Origin of the sequence: Leifsonia soli (genome assembly GCF_013408745.1) — a bacterium.
Classification (GTDB): Bacteria; Actinomycetota; Actinomycetes; order Actinomycetales; family Microbacteriaceae; genus Leifsonia; species Leifsonia soli.
Window position 1 is genome coordinate 1,484,026 of sequence record NZ_JACCBJ010000001.1, and the last position, 23,313, is coordinate 1,507,338.

Annotated in this window: 24 protein-coding genes; 2 read left to right on the plus strand and 22 right to left on the minus strand. The window is 70.9% G+C overall.

What is annotated here, in order from left to right:
* Positions 1–30: 30 nt before the first annotated feature.
* From BJ963_RS07185 to BJ963_RS07220, 8 genes are all read right to left on the minus strand, one after another.
* Complete coding sequence (locus BJ963_RS07185) at positions 31–597, minus strand: HhH-GPD-type base excision DNA repair protein (protein ID WP_179455569.1); 567 nt, start codon at positions 595–597, stop codon at positions 31–33.
* A gap of 4 nt (positions 598–601) precedes the next feature.
* Entirely contained in the window at positions 602–820 is a 219-nt protein-coding gene (locus BJ963_RS07190) for an SCO4848 family membrane protein (protein WP_089909883.1), read from the minus strand.
* Between the two features lie 50 nt (positions 821–870).
* Positions 871–1,800 carry an SseB family protein gene (locus BJ963_RS07195; RefSeq protein ID WP_246298006.1) on the minus strand — a complete coding sequence of 310 codons (930 nt, stop codon included), beginning with the start codon at positions 1,798–1,800 and terminating at the stop codon, positions 871–873.
* On the minus strand, positions 1,784–2,530 hold the full coding sequence (gene priA / locus BJ963_RS07200) for a bifunctional 1-(5-phosphoribosyl)-5-((5-phosphoribosylamino)methylideneamino)imidazole-4-carboxamide isomerase/phosphoribosylanthranilate isomerase PriA (protein WP_179455571.1): 747 nt from the start codon (positions 2,528–2,530) through the stop codon (positions 1,784–1,786). Before priA ends, BJ963_RS07195 begins: the two co-directional genes overlap by 17 nt.
* Before the next feature lie 64 nt (positions 2,531–2,594).
* Positions 2,595–3,248 carry an imidazole glycerol phosphate synthase subunit HisH gene (gene hisH / locus BJ963_RS07205; protein WP_179455573.1) on the minus strand — a complete coding sequence of 218 codons (654 nt, stop codon included), beginning with the start codon at positions 3,246–3,248 and terminating at the stop codon, positions 2,595–2,597.
* Positions 3,245–3,847: an imidazoleglycerol-phosphate dehydratase HisB gene (hisB, locus tag BJ963_RS07210; protein WP_179455575.1), complete on the minus strand. Its 603-nt coding sequence runs from the start codon at positions 3,845–3,847 to the stop codon at positions 3,245–3,247. Before hisB ends, hisH begins: the two co-directional genes overlap by 4 nt.
* Complete coding sequence (locus tag BJ963_RS07215; protein WP_179455577.1) at positions 3,844–4,992, minus strand: histidinol-phosphate transaminase; 1,149 nt, start codon at positions 4,990–4,992, stop codon at positions 3,844–3,846. Before BJ963_RS07215 ends, hisB begins: the two co-directional genes overlap by 4 nt.
* A gap of 166 nt (positions 4,993–5,158) precedes the next feature.
* Positions 5,159–5,539, minus strand: a complete 381-nt coding sequence (locus tag BJ963_RS07220) for a LysM peptidoglycan-binding domain-containing protein (RefSeq protein WP_218857035.1) — start codon at positions 5,537–5,539, stop codon at positions 5,159–5,161.
* 247 nt (positions 5,540–5,786) lie between these two features.
* Here BJ963_RS07220 and lexA point away from each other — a divergent pair, with 247 nt between their 5' ends.
* Positions 5,787–6,467, plus strand: a complete 681-nt coding sequence (gene lexA / locus BJ963_RS07225) for a transcriptional repressor LexA (RefSeq protein ID WP_089909867.1) — start codon at positions 5,787–5,789, stop codon at positions 6,465–6,467.
* Positions 6,468–6,548: 81 nt separating this feature from the next.
* On the opposite strand, the gene BJ963_RS07230 is transcribed toward lexA, so the two are convergent.
* The 4 genes from BJ963_RS07230 to hflX all read right to left on the minus strand — a co-directional run bounded on the left by BJ963_RS07230 (position 6,549) and on the right by hflX (position 12,088).
* Complete coding sequence (locus BJ963_RS07230; RefSeq protein WP_089909864.1) at positions 6,549–6,899, minus strand: metallopeptidase family protein; 351 nt, start codon at positions 6,897–6,899, stop codon at positions 6,549–6,551.
* Between the two features lie 92 nt (positions 6,900–6,991).
* Positions 6,992–9,355, minus strand: coding sequence for a 5-methyltetrahydropteroyltriglutamate--homocysteine S-methyltransferase (metE, locus tag BJ963_RS07235; protein ID WP_179455579.1), 2,364 nt, complete (start codon positions 9,353–9,355; stop codon positions 6,992–6,994).
* Entirely contained in the window at positions 9,352–10,332 is a 981-nt protein-coding gene (locus tag BJ963_RS07240; RefSeq protein ID WP_179455581.1) for a methylenetetrahydrofolate reductase, read from the minus strand. The genes metE and BJ963_RS07240 overlap by 4 nt, the downstream gene beginning before the upstream one ends.
* A 220-nt stretch (positions 10,333–10,552) precedes the next feature.
* The gene (gene hflX, locus BJ963_RS07245) at positions 10,553–12,088 is read right to left on the minus strand and encodes a GTPase HflX (protein WP_179455583.1); all 1,536 of its coding nucleotides are present in this window, start codon (positions 12,086–12,088) and stop codon (positions 10,553–10,555) included.
* A 55-nt stretch (positions 12,089–12,143) separates the two neighbouring features.
* Here hflX and BJ963_RS07250 point away from each other — a divergent pair, with 55 nt between their 5' ends.
* Positions 12,144–12,761, plus strand: a complete 618-nt coding sequence (locus BJ963_RS07250) for a class I SAM-dependent methyltransferase (RefSeq protein WP_172824176.1) — start codon at positions 12,144–12,146, stop codon at positions 12,759–12,761.
* Between the two features lie 91 nt (positions 12,762–12,852).
* On the opposite strand, the gene dapF is transcribed toward BJ963_RS07250, so the two are convergent.
* The 10 genes from dapF to BJ963_RS07300 form a co-directional block, all read right to left on the minus strand.
* Positions 12,853–13,731 carry a diaminopimelate epimerase gene (gene dapF / locus BJ963_RS07255; RefSeq protein WP_179455586.1) on the minus strand — a complete coding sequence of 293 codons (879 nt, stop codon included), beginning with the start codon at positions 13,729–13,731 and terminating at the stop codon, positions 12,853–12,855.
* Positions 13,732–13,741: 10 nt separating this feature from the next.
* Complete coding sequence (miaA, locus tag BJ963_RS07260) at positions 13,742–14,716, minus strand: tRNA (adenosine(37)-N6)-dimethylallyltransferase MiaA (RefSeq protein ID WP_179458062.1); 975 nt, start codon at positions 14,714–14,716, stop codon at positions 13,742–13,744.
* A complete protein-coding gene (gene miaB / locus BJ963_RS07265; protein WP_179455588.1) occupies positions 14,713–16,323 on the minus strand; it encodes a tRNA (N6-isopentenyl adenosine(37)-C2)-methylthiotransferase MiaB in 1,611 nt (536 codons plus the stop codon). Before miaB ends, miaA begins: the two co-directional genes overlap by 4 nt.
* A gap of 72 nt (positions 16,324–16,395) precedes the next feature.
* Positions 16,396–17,238, minus strand: a complete 843-nt coding sequence (locus tag BJ963_RS07270; RefSeq protein WP_343037238.1) for a regulatory protein RecX — start codon at positions 17,236–17,238, stop codon at positions 16,396–16,398.
* A 37-nt stretch (positions 17,239–17,275) separates the two neighbouring features.
* Positions 17,276–18,349 (minus strand): recombinase RecA, encoded by a 1,074-nt coding sequence (recA, locus tag BJ963_RS07275; RefSeq protein WP_089909842.1) that lies wholly within the window; start codon positions 18,347–18,349, stop codon positions 17,276–17,278.
* Between the two features lie 173 nt (positions 18,350–18,522).
* Entirely contained in the window at positions 18,523–18,747 is a 225-nt protein-coding gene (locus BJ963_RS07280) for a DUF3046 domain-containing protein (protein WP_089909838.1), read from the minus strand.
* A gap of 83 nt (positions 18,748–18,830) precedes the next feature.
* Positions 18,831–19,142, minus strand: coding sequence for a helix-turn-helix domain-containing protein (locus BJ963_RS07285; protein WP_018191455.1), 312 nt, complete (start codon positions 19,140–19,142; stop codon positions 18,831–18,833).
* Positions 19,143–19,300: 158 nt separating this feature from the next.
* A complete protein-coding gene (locus BJ963_RS07290) occupies positions 19,301–19,807 on the minus strand; it encodes a nicotinamide-nucleotide amidohydrolase family protein (RefSeq protein WP_179455590.1) in 507 nt (168 codons plus the stop codon).
* Positions 19,794–20,417, minus strand: coding sequence for a CDP-diacylglycerol--glycerol-3-phosphate 3-phosphatidyltransferase (gene pgsA / locus BJ963_RS07295; protein ID WP_089909832.1), 624 nt, complete (start codon positions 20,415–20,417; stop codon positions 19,794–19,796). Before pgsA ends, BJ963_RS07290 begins: the two co-directional genes overlap by 14 nt.
* A 9-nt stretch (positions 20,418–20,426) precedes the next feature.
* A complete protein-coding gene (locus BJ963_RS07300) occupies positions 20,427–23,270 on the minus strand; it encodes an FtsK/SpoIIIE family DNA translocase (RefSeq protein ID WP_179455592.1) in 2,844 nt (947 codons plus the stop codon).
* Between the last annotated feature and the right edge of the window lie 43 nt (positions 23,271–23,313).

Here is a 23,313-nt window from a genome sequence, read left to right on the forward strand (position 1 = left end):
CTCCGGAACGCCGGCGGCCGCCTCCTGTGGTCACTTTCCCTTCGCCGCTGCCTTCATCGCACGCTTGTGCTCGCGAACGCGGGCGAGCGAGTCGGCGTCGACGATGTCGGCGACCGAGCGGTAGCCCTCGCTGCCGTAGTCCCCAGCAGCCTGCTGCCAGCCAGGGGCCGTCAGCCCCTTCTGCTTGCCGAGGAGCGCGAGGAAGATCTTCGCCTTCTGCTCGCCGAATCCCGGCAGCGCCTTGAGCCGTCGCAGCACCTCGGCGCCGTCCGGGTCGCCCCGGGTCCAGATCGCCGCGGTGTCTCCGCCCCAGTCGCCGACGATCGCCGCGGCGAGCGCCTGCACGCGCGCGGCCATGGACCCGGGGAAGCGGTGGACGGCCGGCGTCTGCTTCATGACCTCCGCCAGCTTCTCCGGGTCGAGCGCGGCGATCGTGGCCGGCTCGAGCGAGCCGAGCCGGTCGCGCAGCTTCGCCGGACCGGCGAACGCGGTCTCCATCGGGATCTGCTGGTCGAGCAGCATCCCGGTCAGCAGGGCGAACGGCGACTGGTCGAGGAGGGCGTCGGCTTCGGCGTCGCCGGTGATGGTGAGAGGCATGCCCTCAGCCTGCCACCAGCAGCAGCACACCCGCCACAGCGGAGAGCGCGGCCAGCAGCAGCGCCGCCCCGAGCAGCACGCCGTGCACGATCAGGAACGGCGTCGCGCGCCCAGCCGCATCTCGGGCTCGCGCGTCCGTGCGGACCCTGCTGAAGAACCGAGGCCAGGCGAAGACGTTGAAGAGGGTGTTGAGGAAGAGCACGATGGCGGCGAAGACGGTCATGGTCCCTCCAGCCTAAGCGCCGCATCCGCCCACGGACCGGCCGTGCCGCGTCAGTCCCCGGAGGCGACGAGCTGCACCCGCAGCGAGTCGACCCGGGTGGCGATCACGTCGTCCGCCGCCCACCGCTGCGCCAGGCGCGACAGGATGGCGTCCAGCTCCTCGCGCGTGAGACCGGCGGCGAGGGACAGCCGCACCACGAGCTCCTCACCGGCCAGCCGGCTGCCGGGGTCGCCGGGGAGCAGCGTGACCTCGTGGACGCCGAGCTCCGACGCGATGGACGCGCCGAAGGCCGACGCCACCTCGGCGTCGCGGTCGCTCGGCAGCCACGGCGTCCCCTGCGCGATCGCCCAGACCGCGGGCCGGCGCAGCACGAACTCGGTCTCGGAGGTCGGATCGAGCACGATCAGCTCCGTGCCCTCCGCCGCGGCGGCGAGCGCGGCCCGGCGGCTGTCGACGGGGACGGGGCGCGCGGCCGGGTTCCACGTCTGCAGCGCGGTCACCGACGAGAAGACCGGCTGGACCGTGCGCCCGTCGGGACCCGCGACCGTCACGATCGAGAGCTCCTGGGTCTTGTCGACGCGCATCCCGGCGTCGGTTCGGCCCTCGTCGCCGAGTTCCGCCATCAGCGGGACGAGCAGACGGACGTCGCGCAGCGCATCCACCACCGTCTCCGCGCCCGTCTCTCCCGCGCGGAAGGCGGCCAGCGCACCGAGCAGCGCGGCTGGAGCGGAGCCGTCGTCCTCGCCGAACGGATTGTCGTCGAACTCGCGCCCCTGCCACGGCTGACCGGCCGAGTCGGCGAGGGAGGCGGCGAACCCGGCCAGCCGGGCGGCGCCCTCCTCGCTGGGGCGCGCGAGAGGGGTGCTCACACCGGGCGCGGCGCGGCCGGCGCCGTCGCCCCGGGCAACGTCGCCCCGGGCACCGTCGCCCCGGGCACCGTCGCCGCCGTGCGGTTCGGCGTCGTCAGCGTCCCGCGACATCCAGCGCCTCGGGCAGCGTGAACGCGCCGGCGTACAGCGCCTTGCCGACGATGGCGCCTTCGAGCCCCAGCGGCACCAGCTCGCGCAAAGCGGCGATGTCGTCGAGGTCGGAGATGCCGCCGGAGGCGACGACCGGACGCTCGGTGCGGTCGAGCACCTGGCGCAGCAGCTCCAGGTTCGGGCCGCGCAGCGTTCCGTCCTTGGTGACGTCGGTGACCACGTAGCGTGCGCAGCCCGCGTCCTCCAGGCGGTCGAGCACCTCCCAGAGGTCGCCGCCCTCGCGCGTCCAGCCGCGCGCTGCGAGGGTCGTCCCCCGCACATCCAGCCCGACGGCGATCGCCTCGCCGTATCGGCCGATCGCGCTGGCGGCCCACTCCGGGTTCTCCAGCGCGGCGGTGCCGAGGTTGACGCGGGTCGCCCCCGCCTCCAAGGCGTGCTCCAGGGAGGCGTCGTCGCGGATGCCGCCGGAGAGCTCGATGCTCACGCCGTCGACCTCGCGGATGACCTTCTTCAGCAGAGAGCGGTTCTCCCCACGGCCGAACGCGGCGTCCAGGTCGACCAGGTGGATCCACTCGGCGCCCGCCGCCTTCCACTCGGCCGCGGCTTCCACCGGGTCGCCGTAGCTGGTCTCGCTGCCGGCCTCGCCCTGGGTGAGGCGAACCGCCTTGCCGTCCGCCACATCCACCGCGGGGAGGAGGACGAGCCGGGGCGTGCTGATGAAGTCGGTCATGTGTTCCCTCGTGTCGGTCCGCGGCGGCGGACGGGTGGAGCCGGAGTCGGCGAGGTCGGGACGGCTAGAGCGCGTCGACCCAGTTGCGGAGGAGCTGGATGCCGGCGCGGCCCGACTTCTCCGGGTGGAACTGCGTCGCACTCAGGGGGCCGTTCTCGACCGCGGCGACGAACGGCGAGCCGTGGTCGGCCCAGGTCACCTTCGGCTGGGCGAACGGTCCGGACGCCTCCAGCGTCCAGTCCTGGGCGGCATACGAGTGGACGAAGTAGAAGCGCTCATCGCGCAGCCCGGCGAAGAGCGTTGAGTCCTCGGGCGCGCGGACCGTGTTCCAGCCCATGTGCGGAACGACGTCGGCGCGGATCAGGTCGACCGTCCCCGGCCACTCCCCCAGCCCCTCGGTCTCCACCCCGTTCTCGACGCCGCGCTCGAACATGACCTGCATGCCGACGCAGATGCCGAGCACCGGCCGTCCGCCCGCGAGGCGTCGGTCGACGACCTCGTCGCCGTGGGACGCGCGCAGCGCCTCGGCCACGGCGGTGAACGCTCCGACCCCCGGCACCAGCAGGCCGTCCGCCTCGAGCGCGCGCGTGCGGTCGCCCGTCAGCTCGACGTCGGCCCCCGCCGCTTCCAGCGCTTTGACGGCCGAGTGGACGTTGCCCGTGCCGTAGTCGAAGACGACGACCCGAGGCGTGCTGCCCGGAGTGCGCGCCACGGTCACAGCGCACCCTTGGTGGACGGGATGCCGCTGATCAACGGGTCCAGCGCCTTCGCCTGCCGGAACGCGCGGGCGAAGGCTTTGAACTCGGCCTCGGCGATGTGGTGCGGGTCGCGGCCGCCGACGACGGTGATGTGCGTCGTGATGCGGGCGTTGAAAGAGATCGCCTCGAAGACGTGACGGACCATCGAGCCGGTGAAGTGGCCGCCGATCAGGTGCAGCTCGAAGCCGGCGGGCTCCCCGGTGTGCACGAGATAGGGGCGGCCCGAGATGTCCACGACCGCCTGCACCAGGGCCTCGTCGAGCGGAACGAGGGCGTCGCCGTACCGCGAGATGCCCGACTTGTCGCCGAGCGCCTCCCGGATCGCCTGGCCCAGGACGATGCCGATGTCCTCCACCGTGTGGTGGACGTCGATGTCGGTGTCGCCGGTCGCGCGGATGCGCAGATCGGTGAGCGAGTGCTTGGCGAACGCGGTCAGCAGGTGGTCGTAGAAGGGAACGCTCGTCCGGATGTCGGAGGTGCCGGTGCCGTCGAGGTCGAGGCTCAGCTCGATGCTGGACTCGCTCGTCTCCCGCGTGGCAGTGGCGGCGCGATTCGTCATGCGTCCGAGTCTACCGGGGCGTTCCGGACCCTGTCCGGGGCGTCGTCGGCGACCGCGTCGTCCTGCGCGGGCCGGCCGAGGGCGGCCAGAGCCTCCAGGAAGGCGGTCGTCTCGGCCTCCGTTCCCGCGGTGACGCGCAGGTGGTGCGGGATGCCGACATCCCGGATCAGGATGCCGCGCTCGGCGAGGGCCTCGAATGTCGCGTGCGGGTCGTCCACCCCGCCGAAGAGCACGAAGTTGCTGCCGCTCCTGTGCGGCGTGTAGCCCAGCCGGGCGAGCTCCGTCACCAGCCGGTCGCGCTGATGCCGGATGTCTCCGACCGTGGCCAGCATCTCGTCGGAGTGCGCCACGGCGCCGAGGGCGGCGGCCTGGGTCAGGGCCGACAGGTGGTACGGAAGCCGAACGAGCCGGAGGGCGTCGATGACGGCGGGGTCGGCGGCGAGGTAGCCGACCCGCGCGCCCGCGAAGGCGAACGCCTTGCTCATGGTCCGCGAGACGAGGAGGCGCGGACGACCAGGCAGCAGCGTCAGGGCGGACGGCACGCCGTCCGGCATGAACTCGGCGTACGCCTCGTCGACGACGACGATCCCCGGGGTGGCGTCGTAGACGGCCTCGATGGTCTCCAGCCCGAGGGGCGTACCGGTCGGGTTGTTCGGCGAGCAGAGGATCACGATGTCCGGGTCGTGCTCGCGCAGCTCGGCGACGGCCGTCTCCGGGCTCAGCTCGTAATCGGCGTCGCGCGCGCCGGCGACATAGGCGGTGCCCGTTCCGGAGGCGAGCAGCGGGTACATCGAGTAGGTGGGCGCGTAGCCGAGCAGCGTCCGCCCCGGGCCGCCGAAGGCCTGCAGGATGTGCTGCAGCACCTCGTTGGAGCCGTTCGCCGCCCAGATGTTCTCCGCCGTCAGGTCGTGGCCGAGGTAGCGGGCGAACGCCGTGCGCAGCTCGGTGAACTCGCGGTCGGGGTAGCGGTTCACTCCGCCGACCGCAGCGGCGACGCGGGCGACGATGTCGGCGGCGACGTCCTCCGGCACCGGATGCGTGTTCTCGTTCACGTTGAGCGCGACGGGCACCGGACGCTGCGGAGCGCCGTACGGCGAACGACCGCGCAGGTCGTCGCGGATCGGCAGCTTGGAGAGAGAAGTCACCCTTCAATCGTAGTCAGCGCCCGGGCGCCGCCTCGCCGGATGACGCCCTGCGACGGAGCACGACGTCCGGCCGCAACGAGAGGGCCAGATCGGCTCGGGCGCGAAAGCGCTGTGCACCACCGCCTGCCCCGGCGCCTATCGCGCCACAGCTGCGCGCACCGTGGCCCTAGTGCGCGTACTTGGCCGGGACGGCGAGCTGCTGGCCGGGCGAGACGACGGCGGAGTCGAGACCGTTGAGGGAGACGATGTCGGCGATCACGTCGCGCGGGTCGGCGTTCGGTGCGACGCGCTCCGCGACGGACCAGAGGGAGTCGCCGGACTCCACGGTGACGTACTGGAAGCTGACATGGGTCTGCTCGCCGGTGGCGACGGCGCCGCCGCCGTTGAGGGCGAAGACGAGAGCGCCGATCACGAGCGGCAGTGCGACGAGGGCGGACAGCACAGCGCGACCGCGACGCGTGAGCCGCAGGCGGACCCGTGCTCCCTCGGGCAGTGGCGGGACCGCACGAAGGGTGGGAACCGACTCGCTGATCAGTACTGCACTCATTGTCGTGACCTCCTCAGACTCGCGGGTGCGAAGCTGTGTTCCGAATGTATCTTCGAATGTCCGAATCCGCAAGATGGTCTCAGAGCGGGAATTCGGGGACGAAGTTCGCGACACACTCGAACACATGTTTGTCTTCCCTTCCCGACGCGGATACAGTTTCGACTGTCTGAGGACATCAGATCAGGTACCACCGACATTCCTGCCGGGAGCATCCCCGCAGGACCGCCGACGCCAGGAGAGGACGCCCGTGTCGAACGAGAACCAGGCACGCGGAGGCACCCGTCGCCGCAAGAACCTGAGCGACAAGCAGCTGGCGATCCTCGATGTGATCCAGCGCTCGGTGAGCCAGCGCGGCTATCCGCCGAGCATGCGCGAGATCGGAGACGCCGTCGGCCTCTCCTCCCTGTCGTCCGTCACCCACCAGCTGAACCAGCTCGAGCTGAGCGGCTACCTGCGGCGCGACCCCAACCGGCCGCGCGCGCTCGAGATCCTCATCGACCTGCCCTCGTCGTCCCACGCCGCTCCGGACTACGAGAACCAGACGCCGGTGGGCGACGCCGCCATGGTCCCTCTGGTCGGCCGCATCGCCGCCGGCATCCCGATCACGGCGGAGCAGCAGGTGGACGAGGTCTTCCCGCTCCCCCGCCAACTCGTCGGCAACGGCGAACTGTTCATGCTGAAGGTCGTCGGCGAGTCGATGATCGACGCGGCGATCTGCGACGGCGACTGGGTCGTCATCCGCGCCCAGAACACGGCCGAGAACGGCGACATCGTCGCGGCCATGCTCGACGAGGAGGCGACCGTCAAGGTCTTCCGCCAGCGCGACGGACACACCTGGCTGCTGCCGCGCAACTCGAACTTCGAGCCCATCCTCGGCGACTACGCGCAGGTGCTCGGCAAGGTCGTGGCGGTCCTCCGCGCCGTCTGAGCAGCATCCCTCCCGCCGAGTGGCGACAAGACGTCACCGTTCGGCCGGAATTCCGGCGACGACTCACGACTCGGCGGGCGGCTACGCCCAGCCGAGCTCGCGCAGCCGCTCGTCGGAGAGGCCGAAGTAGTGCCCGATCTCGTGCACCAGCGTGAGCCGCACGCGTGCCCGCAGGTCGTCCTCCGAGGCCGCCGACGCCTCCAGGTTGTTGCGGAACAGCGTGATCCGGTCCGGCAGCTCGCCGAAGCCGTACACCGAGCGCCGGGTCAGCGGCCTCCCGCTGTACAGCCCGAACAGGCGTGGCCGCGCTCCGTCCGGCTGATCCTCGATGAGGATGGCGACGTTCTCCAGCGGCCGCACCATGTCGTCGGGCAGCGCGTCGAAGATGTCGCCGACCATCCGCTCGAACTCCTCGTCGGGGATGCGCACCATGCGCCCATCCTCACACGCGCGGCGGCCGGGACGCCGACGGTCCCGGTACGCCGTGAGCGTACCGGGACCGGAGGTCGCCGGCGGGACCGGGATCAGGCGCTGACGGCCGCCCGCTCGCGCACCCCCCGCGTCGCCTCGATGATGTTGCGGAGCGAGGCGACGGTCTCGTCGTACCCGCGGGTCTTGAGTCCGCAGTCGGGGTTCACCCAGAGCTGGCGGCCGGGGATGGCCTGCAGCGCCGTCTCCAGCAGCTCGGTCACCTCGGCGACCGACGGCACCCGCGGCGAGTGGATGTCGTAGACGCCCGGCCCGATGCCGTGCTCGAACCCGGAGCGCTGGATGTCGTGGACGACCTCCATGCGGCTGCGGGCCGCCTCGATGCTCGTCACGTCCGCATCCAGGTTCCGGATGGCGTCGATCACCACGCCGAACTCCGAGTAGCAGAGGTGGGTGTGGATCTGGGTTCCGTTCGCGACGCCCGACGTGGCGAGGCGGAACGATCCGACCGACCAGTCGAGGTACTCCCCCTGCGCAGCCTTCTTGAGCGGCAGGAGCTCGCGCAGCGCGGGCTCGTCGACCTGGACGACACGGATGCCGGCCTCCTCCAGGTCCGCGATCTCGTCGCGCAGGGCGAGCGCGACCTGGCGCGCGGTCTCTCCGAGCGGCTGGTCGTCGCGCACGAACGACCACGCCAGGATGGTGACCGGCCCGGTCAGCATCCCCTTCACCGGCTTCTCGGTCAGGCTCTGCGTGTACGCCGACCACTCGACCGTGATGGGCGCCGGGCGCCAGACGTCGCCCCAGAGGATCGACGGGCGGGTACAGCGCGATCCGTAGGACTGCACCCAGCCGTTGCGGGTGACCGCGAAGCCCTCCAGGTTCTCGGCGAAGTACTGCACCATGTCGTTGCGCTCCGGCTCGCCGTGCACGATCACGTCGATCCCGATCTCCTCCTGGAGATCGACGACGCGCTTGATCTCGTCGCGCATCCGGCCCAGGTACTCGGCCTCGGTGATGAGCCCCTTCGCCAGCTGCGCCCGCGACCGGCGGATGTCCGCGGTCTGCGGGAACGATCCGATGGTCGTCGTGGGGAGGAACGGCAGGCTCAGCGCAGCATCCTGCGCCGCCAGCCGGTCCGCGTACGCCCCGCGACGGAAGTCGGCCTCCGTCAGCGCCGCCTCGCGCTCGCGCACGGCCGGGACGCGCACGCCCGGCGCGGACGCGCGGTCGGCGAGCGCGGCGGTCGCGGCGGTCAGCTCCTCCTGGATGGACTCGTGGCCGTCCACGATGCCGCGCGCGAGCACGGCCACCTGGGCGACCTTCTGGTCGGCGAAGGCGAGCCACGACGTCAGGCGCTCGTCCAGCTCCGGCTCGTCGTCCACGTCGTGGGGGACGTGGAGCAGCGACGTCGACGTGGACACGGTGACGTCGGGGCTCAGCGACAGCAGCTCGGTGAGCTTCCCGAACGCGGCCTCCAGGTCGCCGCGCCAGATGTTGTGCCCGTCCACCACGCCGCCGACGAGGGTCTTGGCGGCCAGCGCGGACGCCGTCGCCGCGTCGAGCCCGGACGGGATCGATCCGCGCACGAGGTCGAGGGAGATCGCCTCGACGGGCGTGGCGGCCAGCGCGGGCAGGGCGTCGTCCAGGCTGCCGTAGGGCGCTGCGACGAAGAGCGCGGGCCGGTCGGCCGCGGCCCCGAGCACGTCGTACGCCTCCCGCGCGGCGGCGACCACAGCATCCCGGGGCTCGTCGATGCTCTCGCTGACGAGGGCGGGCTCGTCGAGCTGCACCCAGGGCGCGCCTGCCGCCGACAGCCGCGACAGGAGCTCGGTGTAGACGGGCAGGAGGTCGGCCAGCCGCGAGAGCGGGCGGAAGCCCTCCGGCGCGTCGTCCGCCGCCTTGCTCAGCAGCAGGAACGTCACGGGGCCGACGATGACCGGGCGCGTGACGAAGCCGGCCGCCCGGGCCTCCTCGAACTCGCGGACGATGCGGTCGGAGGCGAGCCGGAACGGCGTCTCCTGGCCGATCTCCGGCACCAGGTAGTGGTAGTTGGAGTCGAACCACTTGGTCATCTCCAGCGGCGGGTTCTCGCCCTCGCCACGCGCGATCGTGAAGTAGCCCGCGAGATCGACGGAGCCGTCGGCCCCGGCCAGGCCGGCGAACCGCGACGGCAGCGCGCCGACGGTGACCGCCGCATCCAGCACCTGGTCGTAGAAGCTGAAGCTCTCGGGGATGGACGCGTCCGTGGGGCCGAGCCCGAGTGAGGCGAGGCGCTCCCGCGTCGCAGCGCGGAGGTCGGCGGCGGTCGCCTCCAGCTCGTCGGCGTCGATGGCGCCGGCCCAGAACGCCTCGACGGCCTTCTTGAGCTCGCGTCGGCGGCCGATCCGCGGGTAGCCGAGGATGGTGCCCGCCGGGAATGCGGGGCGGGCCGGAGCGGCGGAGGTGGTGTCGGTCATGCTGGTTCCTTCTCGGTGGCCGGGTTCGCCGGGGTGGTGGATGCGATGCCGCTGGTCGCCGGGAGGGCGCCGATGCGGTCCAGCACGGACAGGACGGCCTCGTGCTGGTTGAACGTGTACAGGTGGAGTCCGGGGGCGCCGCCGGCGATCAGCCGCTCGCCGAGCCGTGCCGCCCACGCGATGCCGATCTCGCGGCGGCCCTCGTCGGTCGGCTCGACCTCGAGCTCGATGGCGAGGTCGCTGGGCAGGTCCTCGCCGCTGAGCTCCAGCATCCGCTTCAGCCGCGCGGGGCTGGTCACGGGCATGATGCCCGGCAGGATCGGGAACGTCACGCCGGCCTCGGCCGCGCGCTGCGCGAAGTGGAAATAGTCCTCCGCGTGGAAGAACAGCTGAGTGATCCCGAGGTTCGCCCCGGCCGCCTGCTTGGCGAGGAGGGCGTCGATGTCCTGCGAGACGGAATGCGACGATGGATGCCCGTTCGGGAAGGCGGCGACGGCGATCTGCACGTGCTCCCTGTGCTCCAGAACGGCCTGCGCGGGCAGTCCGGGAACGGCCAGCTCGCCGTAGGGGGCGCGCTCCGCCTGGACGCGGTGGATGAGCTGCACCAGCTCGGCGGTCGTGCGGATGTCGCCGATCCCGTCCTCCCCCTCGGCCAGACCCTCCGGCGGATCGCCGCGCACCGCGAGGAACCGGCGGACCCCCGCGTCGAGGAACTCTCGGATCAACCGATGAGCCTCCTCGTGCGACGATCCGACACACGTGAGGTGGGCCATCGCACTGACGTCGGTGTGCTCCAGGATGTACCGCAGCACGTCCAGCGACGCCGTGCGCGACGACCCGCCCGCCCCATACGTCACGGAGATGAAATCCGGACGTGCGGCGGCCAGGCGGTCGATCGTCCCCGGGAGCGCCGCCGCGGCGCGGTCGGTGCGCGGCGGGTACAGCTCGAAGGAGAACCGGGCCTCGGTACAGCTCATGGGTTCCTCGGATGGTCGGACAGCGGCACAAGGGCGTCCCGCCCGCGGGCATCGCGGGGAGGGATTCACTCGGGCGGGTGCCGGGCTCGGCTGTCGCACCACGTCAGCGGTCGCCCGCTTCGGTTGTCAGGCAATCTAGCAACGCAGAAGGCCGGGCGGAACCTCCCGTGTCATCGAGCGACACAGAAGTTCCGCCCGGCCTCCGGGCTGCGGCTCCGCGCTACGAGGTCGCGGCCACCTCGAACGGCTCGAACGCCGCGTGGTACTCGGGCATGATCCGCGCGGTCACGCGGGTGCCCTCCTCCACGTACTCGGTCGAGATCACGCGACCCCGCTCGTGCAGCGCCGAGATCAGGTCGCCCCGGTCGTACGGCACCACCAGCTCCACCTCCAGGGAGGGATCGGGCAGCAGCCGCGCGATGGCGGCCAGGACCTCGTCGATCCCTTCGCCGGTGCGGGCCGACGCGAAGATCGCGCCGGGCTCGAGTCCGCGCAGGACGAGGCGGTCGTCCGCCGAGATCAGGTCGGCCTTGTTGAAGACCACGATCTCCGGGATGTCGCGCGCACCCACCTCGCCGATCACGTCGCGCACCGTCGCCAGCTGCGAGGCCGGGTCCGGGTGCGAGCCGTCGACCACGTGCAGGATGACGTCCGAGTCGGCGACCTCCTCCAGCGTCGAGCGGAACGCCTCGACCAGCTGATGCGGCAGGTTGCGCACGAAGCCGACGGTGTCGGCGAGCGTGTACAGCCGGCCGTCGGCGGTCACCGAGCGGCGGACCGTCGCATCCAGCGTGGCGAACAGCGCGTTCTCGACCAGCACGCCGGCCTTGGTCACGCGGTTCAGCAGGCTCGACTTGCCCGCGTTGGTGTACCCGGCGATCGCCACCGACGGCACCGAGTTGCGGTTGCGGTTGGCGCGCTTCGCCTCGCGGGCGGGCTTGAAGCCGGCGATCTGCTTGCGCAGCCGCGCCATGCGCGTGTGGATGCGGCGACGATCCAGTTCGATCTTCGTCTCACCCGGTCCACGCGAGCCCATGCCTGCGCCCGCTCCACCCACCTGGCCACCGGCCTGGCGGGACATCGACTCGCCCCAGCCGCGGAGGCGCGGGAGCAGGTACTCGAGCTGTGCGAGCTCGACCTGCGCCTTGCCCTCGCGGCTCTTGGCGTGCTGGCTGAAGATGTCGAGGATCACCGCGGTGCGGTCGATCACCTTCACCTTCACGACGTCCTCCAGCGCACGGCGCTGGCTGGGTGCGAGCTCGGTGTCGGCGATGACCGTATCGGCGCCGAGCGCCGCGACGACGCCGGCCAGCTCCTCGGCCTTGCCGCGGCCGAGGTAGGTGCTGGGGTCGGGATGCGGCCTCCGCTGCAGCAGACCGTCGAGCACCGCGGCCCCTGCGGTCTCCGCCAGTGCCGCGAGCTCGCGCATCGAGTTCTCGGCGTCCTGCAGGGAGCCCTGCGAGTACACGCCGATCAGCACGACGTTCTCGAGTCGCAGCTGCCGGTACTCGACCTCGGTGACGTCCTGCAGCTCGGTGGAGAGCCCGGACACACGGCGGAGCGCCGCACGCTCCTCGCGGTCGAACTGCTCGCCGTCGTGCAGTCCGCCGTCGACGGCGTCGGCCTGCAGCGCCTGCGCCCGCGAGGACGCATCCGAGCCGAACAGCGTCACCGACGCGCGATTGTCCTGCGTGGCGAGCACGCGCGCGACCACGTCGTCAGCGTCGTGGTCGCGGATGTCGGTCTTATCAGTCATTCAGTTCCCCGATCCGGGTTAACCCTAGTTTGTTCGTGTCCTGTACGGTCTGCTTATGGCCAGCGGAGATCACTACTTTTCCCCGGCGCCCGAGAGCGAGCTGAACCTGCGGCCGTTCACCGTTCAGCTCGCCGGCCAGACGTACGAGCTGGTGACGGCGAACGGGATCTTCAGCCCCGAGCGCATCGACATGGGTACGCGAGTGCTGCTGGACCATGTCCCCGCAGCGCCGCCCGGCGGTCAGTTCCTCGACCTCGGCTGCGGCTGGGGGCCGCTGGCTCTCACACTTGCTCTCGAATCCCCTCATGCGACGGTCTGGGCCGTCGACGTCAACACCCGAGCATTGGACCTGGTGCGCAGGAATGCGCAGAAGCTCGGTCTCACCAATGTAAACCCGGTGACGCCGGATAATGTTCCCGATGACGTGCGTTTTACGACGATCTGGTCGAATCCGCCGATCCGCGTCGGCAAGAACGAGCTGCACAACATCCTGGAGCGCTGGCTCCCCCGCCTGGAGCCGGGATCGGACGCGTGGCTCGTCGTGCAGCGCAATCTGGGCAGCGACTCCCTGCAGCGCTGGATCCAGGCGACCTTCCCGGAGCTGACCACGACGCGCGCCGCGACCTCCAAGGGCTACCGCGTCCTCCGCGCCCGCTCGCACGCCGACGCCTGACCCCAACCGACAGCTCCTGAGTTTTTCGCCCTTCCGACCGCGAAACGGGCGAAAAACTCAGGAGCTGTTGGATCGGGATGACGGTGGGGGGTCAGGCGAGGTCGAGGGTGCCGGTGAAGACGAGGGCGGCGGGACCGGAGAGGCCGACGTGCTCGCCGTCCTCCGTGGCGAACATGCGGACGCCGACCGTGCCGCCCGGCACCTCCACGCGCCACTGGTTCGGCGCGCCGTCGCCTGCCCAATACCGGACCGCGAGCGCCGCTGCCGCCGCGCCCGTGCCGCAGGACAGCGTCTCGCCGCTGCCGCGCTCGTGCACGCGCATCCGGATGCGGCCGACGCCATCGACGACGAGCGGCTCGTGGGGCACCACGAACTCGACGTTCGCTCCGTGCTCGGGCGACGGCTCGATGTGCGGGATGTAGGAGAGATCGGCCGCGTCGAGCTCGGAGTCGTCGGCGACCGCGACCACAACGTGCGGGTTGCCCATGTCGATGCCGAGCCCGGGCCGCGCGACCGCGAGCTCCTTCGCGCGGACGAGCGGCTCGCCGCCGTCGAGTCGCCAGCGGCCCAGGTCGACCTGGAAGCCGTTGGTGCTGCGCTGCACGTCGCGCACGCCGGAGCGCGTGCCGATGGCGATCGTCCCGCCCTCCGGGAGCTCGGCGAGGCCGCTCTCGAGCAGGTAGCGGACGTACACGCGGATGCCGTTTCCGCACATCTCCGCCGGCGACCCGTCGGCATTGTAGTAGTCCATGAACCAGGTGGCGCCGTCGTCCTCCGCCAGCGCCGCCTCGCCCTCGGGGAGATGGGCGGAGCGGACAGCGCGGATCACGCCGTCGGCGCCGACACCGAAGTGGCGGTCGCAGATCTCGGCGATCTGGGTCGCGGTGAGCGGCTGGCGCCCCTCCGGGTCGGAGTAGAGCACGAAGTCGTTCCCGGTGCCCTGACCCTTGGTGAAGTGGATGGTCGCCATGGCCTCCAGCCTAGCGACCTGCCGGGGTGGTCTCGCCTCGGCGGCCGGTGCCCGCGTCGACCAGCGCGAGGGCGGCATCCACCAGGTCGGGCGCGTCGTAGTCGAGCCAGTGGATGCCGGGGTAGCGCTTGAACCAGCTGACCTGGCGGCGCGCGTAGCGGCGGGTCAGCTGCTGGGTCTGGGCGATCGCGTCCGCGCGGGACAGCTCGCCGCGCAGCTCGGCGAGGGCCTGCGCGTAGCCGATCGCGCGGCGGGCGGTGATGCCGCGGTCGATGCCCTGCGGGATCAGGGCGGTCACCTCGGCGAGCAGGCCGTCCGCCCACATCCGGTCGACGCGCGCGTCCAGGCGGGCGACGAGCTCCTCGCGCGGCGCGGTGAGCCCGATGACCACGCTCGGTTCGTGCCAGAGGGCCGGCTCGTCGGGCAGCGCGCCGGTGACGGAGGTGCCGGTCAGCTCGGCGACCTCGAGGGCACGGACGATGCGGCGGCCGTTCCGCGATCCGATCCGTCGCGCGGCCTCCGGGTCGCGCTCGGCCAGTCGCTGGAACAGCATCCCCGGTCCGTGCTCGGCGAGCTCGGCTTCGAGGCGGGCGCGCAGGTCGGGATCGGTTCCGGGGAAGCGCAGGTCGAAGAGCACGCTCGACACGTACAGGCCGGAGCCGCCGACGAGGATCGGCACGCTGCCGCGACCGGCGATCTGCCGGATCCGCTCGCGCGCCTCCGGCTGGTAGCGGGCGACCGTCGCCTCGTCGGTGACGTCGAGCACGTCGAAGAGGTGGTGCGGGATGCCGCGCCAGTCGTCCGCCGGGAGCTTCGCGGTGCCGATGTCCATACCGCGGTAGAGCTGCATCGCGTCGGCGTTGACGACCTCGGCGCTCCCGCCCCGGGCGCGCAGAGCGTCCGCCAGCGCCAGCGAGAGGTCGGTCTTGCCCGTTCCGGTCGCGCCGACGATCGCGACGAGCGGTGGGACGGGCGCCGTGCTCAGCGCTGTCCGTCCGTCGGGTCGTAGATCGGCATCGTGCCGACGCCCGGGGAGGTGAGCGGTTCGCGCGTGCGGAGGGTGGGCAGGCCGAGGGAGACCCGGCCGGCCGCTGCGCCCGCCGCCGCGCCGCCGTGCGCCGGGACGGCGCAGGACTCGGCCTCTGCGCGGTCCCAGGCGTCGCCCGCGCGGGTGCGGCGGATGCGGAGGAGCGCGCCGTCGGCGGAGTCGGCGATGAGGTGGTGCGGCGCCGCCTGCGTGACGCTCACCGTGACGACGTCACCCGGACGCGGAACCTCCGAGCCCTCGGGCAGTTCGAAGTGGACGAGGCGGCTGTCTTCGGCCCGGCCGCTCAGCCGGCGCGTGTCCGCGTCCTTCCGGCCCTCGCCGTTGGCGACGAGCAGCTGGACCTCGCGGCCGACGAGCTTCTGGTTCTCCTCCAGCGAGATGCGCTCCTGCAGGGCCGTGAGCCGGTCGTAGCGCTCCTGGACGATCTCCTTCGGCACCTGGTCCTCCATCGTCGCGGCGGGGGTGCCGGGGCGGATGGAGTACTGGAAGGTGAACGCCGACGCGAAGCGCGCGGCCTCGACGACGCGGAGGGTGTCCTGGAAGTCCTCCTCGGTCTCGCCGGGGAACCCGACGATGATGTCGGTGCTGATGGCCGCGTCCGGCAGCTTCGCGCGAACACGGTCGAGGATGCCGAGGAACTTCTCGGAGCGGTAGGAGCGCCGCATGGAGCGGAGGATGCGGTCGGAGCCGGACTGCAGCGGCATGTGGAGCTGCGGCATGACGGACGGCGTCTCGGCCATCGCGTCGATCACGTCGTCGGTGAAGGCGGCGGGGTGCGGGCTGGTGAAGCGGATGCGCTCGAGGCCCTCGATCTGGCCGGCGGCGCGCAGCAGCTTGCTGAAGGCCTGGCGGTCGCCGAACTCCACGCCGTAGGAGTTGACGTTCTGCCCGAGCAGGGTGACCTCAATGGCTCCGTCGTCGACCAGCGCCTGGATCTCGGCGAGGATGTCGCCGGGGCGGCGGTCCTTCTCCTTGCCGCGAAGCGACGGGACGATGCAGAACGTGCACGTGTTGTTGCAGCCGACGGAGATGGAGACCCAGCCCGAGTAGGAGGAGTCACGCTTGGTCGGGAGCGTCGACGGGAACGTCTCGAGCGACTCGAGGATCTCGATCTCGGCGGCGTCGTTGTGCCGGGCGCGCTCGAGCAGGCTGGGCAGCGCGCCCATGTTGTGCGTGCCGAACACGACGTCGACCCAGGGCGCCTTCTCGAGGATGACGTTCTTGTCCTTCTGGGCGAGGCAGCCGCCGACGGCGATCTGCATGCCTTCGTGCCGCCGCTTCACGCCGGCGAGGTGGCCGAGGTTGCCGTACAGCTTGTTGTCGGCGTTCTCGCGCACCGCGCAGGTGTTGATGACGACGATGTCGGCTTCCTCGCCGTCGGCCGGGACGTACCCGGCCGCCTCGAGGGAGCCGCTGAGGCGCTCGGAGTCGTGGACGTTCATCTGGCAGCCGAACGTGCGCACCTCGTAGGTTCGCGCCCGGCCGTCGGGACGGACTGCCGCCTCGGAGGGCGCGATGACGCTGTGCTGTTCCAGGATGCTCATGATGGCGACAAGTCTACGTTTCCCTCCGCCCCGCGGGCGACGTGCTCCGCGGGGCGGCACGTCGCCCCTGAGCTACTGGAAGCGGACCCCGGAACCGCCGCGCGAGCGCCGGGTCGCGAACGCCGCATCCATCGCCTGCCGGACGACGTCGGACGCATAGCCCTTGCGCGCCAGGAACCCGTGCAGGCGTCGGCGCGCGGTCTCGTCGTCGTAGGTGGACAGCTGCCCGATGCGCTTCACGGCCAGCTCCGTCGCGCGCTCCAGCTCGTCGTCGTCGCCGATGTCGGCCAGCGCGGCCTCGATCAGCTCCGGTTCGATGTGACGGCGCTTGAGTTCCTGCTCGATCGCGGTGCGTCCGAGCCCCTTCCGGCTGTGCTGGGTGAAGGCGAGCGTCGTAGCGAGAGCGGCATCGTCGATCACGCCGAGCACCTCCAGCCGATCGAGCTCCGGCCCATAGACCTCCGGATCGATCTCGCGACGGTTCAGCAGCTGCTCCAGCTCCCAGCGCGACATGCCCCGCCGAGCCAGCTGGCGGATCGCGACCCCGGAGGTCTTGCGCGCCTGCCGGACCGTCTCCTCGTCGGCCTCCGCTTCGTCTGCCAGGGACGGCGCAGCCGGCTCCGCCCCCCAGGTGTTGTTCCACCCGGCGTCGGCGGCAGACGTCGCTCCGTCGTGCCGAGTTCCGTCCGCCGGGAGAGCCACGACCGGTCGCGCCGCGCCATCTCGCGCCGCGCCGTCTCGCGCCGCACCGTCTCGCGATGCCCGGCCGCGCCGGGACGGATGGTCGTCGCCATCCGTGCGGCGATCGGATGCCCGCCGGAGCGGGGTCACGGGAGCCAGGTGCTCCCGCTCCCCCGCCTCCGGGGTCACGGACCCGTCGCCCTGGTCGCCCTCCGGCGAGGACGGAAACTTCACCACCACGAGGATCCCCTCCGGGAGGCGAAGGGCACGATCACGCGCCCTTTCGAGCCTGCAGCTTGTCTTCGATCGACCCGACGTTCGACGGCTCTTCCGCCACCGCGTTCGGGTCGGCCACGATCCCCAGCTTGATCTTGATCTTCTGCTCGATCTCGGCCGCGATGTCCGGGTTGGCGATCAGGAAGTTGCGCGAGTTCTCCTTGCCCTGACCGAGCTGGTCGCCCTCGTAGGTGTACCAGGCACCCGACTTCTTCACGAGGCCGTGCTCCACACCGAAGTCGAGCAGGCTGCCCTCGCGCGAGATCCCGACGCCGTAGAGGATGTCGAACTCGGCCTGCTTGAAGGGCGGAGCCATCTTGTTCTTGACGACCTTCACGCGGGTCCGGTTGCCGACCGCGTCCGTGCCGTCCTTCAGCGTCTCGATACGACGGATGTCGAGTCGCACGGAGGCGTAGAACTTGAGCGCCTTACCACCGGCGGTGGTCTCGGGGCTTCCGAAGAACACACCGACCTTCTCGCGGAGCTGGTTGATGAAGATCATCGTGGTGTTGGTCGAGCTCAGAGCACCCGTCAGCTTGCGGAGCGCCTGCGACATCAGCCGGGCCTGGAGGCCGACGTGCGCGTCACCCATCTCGCCCTCGATCTCGGCACGGGGCACGAGCGCGGCGACGGAGTCGATGACGATCAGGTCGATGGAGCCGGAGCGCACCAGCATGTCCGCGATCTCGAGTGCCTGCTCACCCGTGTCGGGCTGCGAGACGAGGAGCGCGTCGATGTCGACGCCGAGCTTGCGGGCGTACTCCGGGTCGAGCGCGTGCTCGGCGTCGATGAAGGCCGCGATGCCGCCCGCCCGCTGGGCGTTGGCGATGGCGTGCAGGGTGAGGGTCGTCTTACCCGACGACTCCGGGCCGTAGATCTCGACGATCCGGCCGCGCGGGATGCCGCCGATGCCGAGCGCGACGTCGAGGGCGATGGAGCCGGTCGGCACGACCTCGACGGGGGCGCGCTCGTCGCTGCCCAGTCGCATGACGGAGCCCTTGCCGAACTGGCGGTCGATCTGCGCGAGGGCTGTTTCCAGGGCCTTCTCGCGGTCTGCGGGTGATGGCATTTTGCGGTTCTCCTTCGTGGGCTTCGCTACGGTTCGACTCTAGGAGTGACGTCCGACACCCGAAGCGAGGGACGCGCATCTGTGGACAACCGGTTTTCGACTGCCGATGTGAAGAAGTGTAGCCAGTTCCGAACATATCTTCGAGAACCGGAATTGGCGTGTCGCGGCTCGGATCAGCGCTTGGGGGCGGGCTTGCCGGCGCCGTACCAGTGCGACTGCGGCACACCGGTCTCCTTGCACAGGGCGATCCACACGTCGCGCGGGGACAGGCCGGCCGCGATGGCTTCGTTCGGCGTGCGGCCGCCGAGTTCGCCGATGACGAGGTCGGTCAGCAGCGTCTGGCCGTAGGTGCTGCCGAACTCGTCGGAGACGGCGCGCTGGAACTCGCTGAGCTTCATGTGTCCTTATTCCAGGAGAGCAGGGGGGAGGTAAACGAAGGACGCCCCGCCGAGAGCGGGGCGTCCTCCTGAGCGTGCGGGGATCAGCGGGCGACCAGGTCCGAGTCCATCGCCGAGACGAACTCGTCCGGAACCGTGTCCGGAATGACCGGCTCGAGACCCTCGAGCACCGCGATCCGATCGCCGACCTCGCGCATGATGACCGAGACCGGCGTCTCCAGAGCGTCGGCCACGGAGGCGAGGATCTCACTCGACGCCTCCTTCTGCCCGCGCTCGACCTCGCTGAGGTACCCGAGCGCGACACTCGCCTTGCTGGCGACCTGGCGGAGCGTACGACCCTTTTGCAGGCGGAAGTCCCTGAGCACGTCGCCGATTTCCTGACGTACAAGAATCATTAGGAGCCTCCCTCTCTTACCCTGCCGACGTATCGATGGGATACGAATGTACCGCATCCCTGCGCTCCACGATATCGAGGGCTACTGGGCTTTTCTTGTGAATGCAGCAGGTGTAACCAGACCGAAACACCGCGTATTCCCGCGGTAATCCGGGACTCTCAAACACCCGTTATGCCCAGTTCTTCCGCGAGCGCCCTGACGGCCTCGACGACCGTCTGCCGGCGGATGCCGTCGCGGTCTCCCGTCAGCGCTAGTGCGATCGATCGCGCACCGGCGTCGGAGGCGACGCCGACGTAGACGGTTCCGACCGGCCTGCCGCCCTGCGGGTCCGGTCCGGCGACACCCGTCGTCGCCACGCCGATGTCCGCGCGCCGACCCGCGACGGCCAGCCGGTCGCGCACGCCGGCGGCCAGCTGCCGGGCGACCTCGGGGTGGACGGGGCCCTCCGTCGCGAGCAGGTCGGCATCCACGCCGAGCAGAGTGTGCTTCAGCTCCGTCGCATAGACGACGGCTCCCCCGAGGACGACGGCGGAGGCGCCGGGGACGCTCGTGAGCTCTGCGGTGAGCAGCCCCCCGGTCAGCGACTCGGCCGCGGCGACGGTGAGCCCGCGGTCGATCAGCGAACGGACGACGGCCTCGGTGGCCGAGGGCTCACGCGACGGCACGCTTCGCTCTCCGGCCCTTCCAAGCCTGCCAGAGGTAGTCGATCCCGGTCCAGACGGTGAGGATGACGGCAGCGGTCATGAGGATGCCGTTCACCCAGAAGATCCAGTCCCCGAACACCGTCCACAGCGGGACGAGCGCGAAGGAGATGGCGACCGACTGGACGATGGTCTTGATCTTGCCGCCGCGCGATGCGGCGATGACGCCCTGGCGGATCACCACGAAGCGGTAGACGGTGATGCCGATCTCGCGGACCAGGATGACGATCGTCACCCACCAGGGCAGCTCGCCCAGGATGGAGAGCGCGATGAGCGCGCCGCCGGTGAGCACCTTGTCGGCGATGGGGTCGAGGAGCTTGCCGAGATCGGTGACGAGTCCCTGCCGGCGGGCGAGGGCCCCGTCGACGCCGTCCGTCGCGATCGCGACGATGAACAGGGCCGCTGCGGCCCACCGGAGCCAGCCGTCGTCACCGCCGTCGGCGAGCAGCATCCAGACGAACAGCGGGGCGAGCAGGATGCGCACGACCGTGATCGCGTTGGGCAGGTTCCAGTTGCTCACGTGCTCAGTTCCGCCGTCCGCCGCGGCGGGCGGAGGGGTGTCGGGCACCGACATCGCGGTCGTCTACTCTCTGTCGGTCAGCTGCCAGGCGTCCTCGTCGGAGTCGCCCTCGACCTCAGGATAGCCCGCCGTCATCGCCGCGACCGGATCGTTTCCGTAGCGGTCGTCGATGTCGGAACCTCCCGCCCCTGGTGCCGGGCCCGGCACCGCGGCCGCAGCGGTGCCCGCGCCTGCGCCGACTCCGGCGGCCGCGCTCGGCGCGGACGGCGCCGCACCCGCCGGCGGCTCCTCGCCGCGCAGCCGGGCGATCACCTGCGGGAGCTGTTCGGCCGTCGCCAGGACGTCGCGCGCCTTGGACCCCTCGGACGGCCCGACGATCTCGCGGGACTCCAGGAGGTCCATGAGGCGACCGGCCTTCGCGAAGCCGACGCGCAGCTTGCGCTGGAGCATCGAGGTGGAGCCGAACTGCGACGACACCACGAGCTCGGCGGCGGCGAGGAGGAGTTCCAGGTCGTCGCCGATGTCGGAGTCGATCTGCTTCTTCTCGGCCGACACCGTGACGTCCTGGCGGTACTCGGGTCGCGCCTGCCGGGTGACGTGGTCGACGACCTTCTGGATCTCGTCCTCGTTCACCCACGCGCCCTGCACGCGGATGGCCTTCGACGCGCCCATCGGCAGGAAGAGCGCATCGCCCTGGCCGATCAGCTTGTCCGCGCCGGGCTGGTCGAGGATGACGCGGGAGTCGGTGACGCTGGTGACGGCGAACGCGAGGCGCGAGGGGACGTTGGCCTTGATCAGACCGGTCACGACGTCCACCGAGGGCCGCTGGGTGGCCAGCACCAGGTGGATGCCGGACGCGCGCGCCAGCTGAGTGATGCGGACGATCGAGTCCTCCACGTCGCGCGGGGCGACCATCATCAGGTCGGCGAGCTCGTCGACCACCACGAGCAGGTACGGATACGGCTTGAGCTTGCGTTCGCTCCCGGCGGGCAGGACGATCTCGTCGTTCACGACCGCGCGGTTGAAGTCGTCGATGTGCCGGAAGCCGAAGCTCGCGAGGTCGTCGTACCGCATGTCCATCTCCTTCACGACCCACTGCAAGGCCTCCGCGGCCTTCTTCGGGTTCGTGATGATGGGGGTGATGAGGTGCGGAACGCCGCCGTAGATCGTCAGTTCGACGCGCTTCGGGTCGATGAGCACCATCCGGACCTCCGACGGCTTCGCGCGCATCAGCAGGCTGGTGATCATCGAGTTGACGAAGCTCGACTTGCCCGAGCCGGTCGAACCGGCGACGAGGAGGTGGGGCATCTTGGCGAGGTTCGCGACGACGAAACCGCCGCCGACGTCCTTGCCGACGCCGATCGTCATCGGGTGGACGCTCTTCGTGGCAGCGGGAGACCGCAGCACGTCGCCGAGCGACACGATCTCGCGGTCGCTGTTCGGGATCTCGATGCCGATCGCGCTCTTGCCCGGGATGGGCGACAGGATGCGGACCTCGTTGCTCGCCACGGCGTACGAGAGGTTCTTGCTGAGCGCGGTCACCCGCTCGACCTTCACGCCGGGACCGAGCTCGATCTCGTACTGCGTGACCGTCGGGCCGCGCGAGTAGCCGGTGACCTTCGCATCGACGCCGAACTGAGTGAGGACGGACGTGATCGCTGCGACGATCTCGTCGTTCGCGCCCGAGCGCGTCTTCGCCGGTGTTCCGGCGGAGAGCATCGTGGCGGACGGGAGGTTGTATGGAGCGGACGGCTCGGGGAGCGCCGGCGGGGCGACATCCTCGTCGAAGTCCTCCGCGCCCGCCTGGAAGCCGGGGAGCACGGCAGCACCGCCGGGCGCTCCGCCGACGGGCGGGAGCGGCGCGACGGCGGTCGGGGGCTGCTCGCCGGTGAAACGGTGCAGGGCGTCCTCGGCGTTGGCCAGCTCGCTGAGCACCTCGGTGTTGTAGTGGTCGCTGGCGGGGTCGGGCTCGAGGGCGGTCGCGAACTCGCCCTTCCCTCGCCCTCCCGCGCCGAAGACCTCGGTGAGGCCGTCCGCCGGCGCGGCGTCGTACTCCGGGTCCTCTTCGCGCTGGGACTTGTTCCGGCGCCACCAGGGCAGGTTCGCCTCCTGCTCCGGTTCGTCGACGCCGTCGAGCTCGACCTGCTTCGTCCGCGCCTCCTTCGCCTCCTGGCGCTCGTCCTCCGTCGGGAGTTGCGCGCCGAAGAGGTAGGCGTACAGCTCGCGGATGCGCTCGGGCAGCTTGTTCGGCGGCGTCTTGGTGATGATGAAGAGGCTGAGGATCAGCAGCAGGATGATGACGGCGCCCGCGCCGTACGGGGTGATCAGCAGCGATAGCGGCGCCGCGATCAGCCACCCCAGCACACCGCCCGCCTGCGCGAGTGCGTTCACGCCGTCGCTCGGCGACGGGTGCGGGCTGAACAGATGGCACAGTCCGGACACCATGAGCAGCAGGATGCTCAGTCCGATGCCGATGCGCGTGTTGTCGTGCACCGAGCTGGGATGCCGGAACAGCCAGGCGGCGAACAGCACCATGACCACGGGGAGCGCGAACGCGACGCGCCCGAAGAGCAGACCGAACGTCGATGCGTCCAGCATGCGCGCGACCTGGTTGTTGATGAAGAACCACTCGATGACGGCACCGGCGGCTGCTAGCAGGACCAGGAAGAACGGAAACCCGTCACGGCGCTCTTCTTTCGCCAGCTTCTCCGGGCCGAGCGCGCGGAACGCCCCGCCGGTGAGGTGGGCGAGGCCCATCCACGCGCGGATCAGCGGACTGGGCCCCGCATCGGCTGCCGGGTAGGCGACCGTCTTCTGCTGCGCGGTCTTCGACGCCGGCTTGCGCGCGGTCGACCCGCCGCGACCGGAGTTCCGGGCGCGTGCATTCGACTTGGTGCTCGTAGCCATGCGACAACGGTACGTCGTGCCCCCGTCATCGCGCGGTTCCCGC

Bases quoted from the DNA above. Each gene is read 5' to 3' on its own strand.
- BJ963_RS07195 (WP_246298006.1), bottom strand. From the start codon at position 1,800: ATGTCGCGGGACGCTGACGACGCCGAACCGCACGGCGGCGACGGTGCC.
- BJ963_RS07300 (WP_179455592.1), bottom strand. From the start codon at position 23,270: ATGGCTACGAGCACCAAGTCGAATGCACGCGCCCGGAACTCCGGTCGC.
- BJ963_RS07185 (WP_179455569.1), bottom strand. From the start codon at position 597: ATGCCTCTCACCATCACCGGCGACGCCGAAGCCGACGCCCTCCTCGAC.
- BJ963_RS07280 (WP_089909838.1), bottom strand. From the start codon at position 18,747: ATGAAGCTCAGCGAGTTCCAGCGCGCCGTCTCCGACGAGTTCGGCAGC.
- hflX (WP_179455583.1), bottom strand. From the start codon at position 12,088: ATGACTGATAAGACCGACATCCGCGACCACGACGCTGACGACGTGGTC.
- BJ963_RS07285 (WP_018191455.1), bottom strand. From the start codon at position 19,142: ATGATTCTTGTACGTCAGGAAATCGGCGACGTGCTCAGGGACTTCCGC.
- priA (WP_179455571.1), bottom strand. From the start codon at position 2,530: ATGACCGACTTCATCAGCACGCCCCGGCTCGTCCTCCTCCCCGCGGTG.
- BJ963_RS07240 (WP_179455581.1), bottom strand. From the start codon at position 10,332: ATGAGCTGTACCGAGGCCCGGTTCTCCTTCGAGCTGTACCCGCCGCGC.
- BJ963_RS07230 (WP_089909864.1), bottom strand. From the start codon at position 6,899: ATGGTGCGCATCCCCGACGAGGAGTTCGAGCGGATGGTCGGCGACATC.
- pgsA (WP_089909832.1), bottom strand. From the start codon at position 20,417: ATGTCGGTGCCCGACACCCCTCCGCCCGCCGCGGCGGACGGCGGAACT.
- dapF (WP_179455586.1), bottom strand. From the start codon at position 13,731: ATGGCGACCATCCACTTCACCAAGGGTCAGGGCACCGGGAACGACTTC.
- metE (WP_179455579.1), bottom strand. From the start codon at position 9,355: ATGACCGACACCACCTCCGCCGCTCCGGCCCGCCCCGCATTCCCGGCG.
- miaB (WP_179455588.1), bottom strand. From the start codon at position 16,323: ATGAGCATCCTGGAACAGCACAGCGTCATCGCGCCCTCCGAGGCGGCA.
- BJ963_RS07190 (WP_089909883.1), bottom strand. From the start codon at position 820: ATGACCGTCTTCGCCGCCATCGTGCTCTTCCTCAACACCCTCTTCAAC.
- recA (WP_089909842.1), bottom strand. From the start codon at position 18,349: ATGCCATCACCCGCAGACCGCGAGAAGGCCCTGGAAACAGCCCTCGCG.
- BJ963_RS07220 (WP_218857035.1), bottom strand. From the start codon at position 5,539: ATGAGTGCAGTACTGATCAGCGAGTCGGTTCCCACCCTTCGTGCGGTC.
- BJ963_RS07250 (WP_172824176.1), top strand. From the start codon at position 12,144: ATGGCCAGCGGAGATCACTACTTTTCCCCGGCGCCCGAGAGCGAGCTG.
- hisB (WP_179455575.1), bottom strand. From the start codon at position 3,847: ATGACGAATCGCGCCGCCACTGCCACGCGGGAGACGAGCGAGTCCAGC.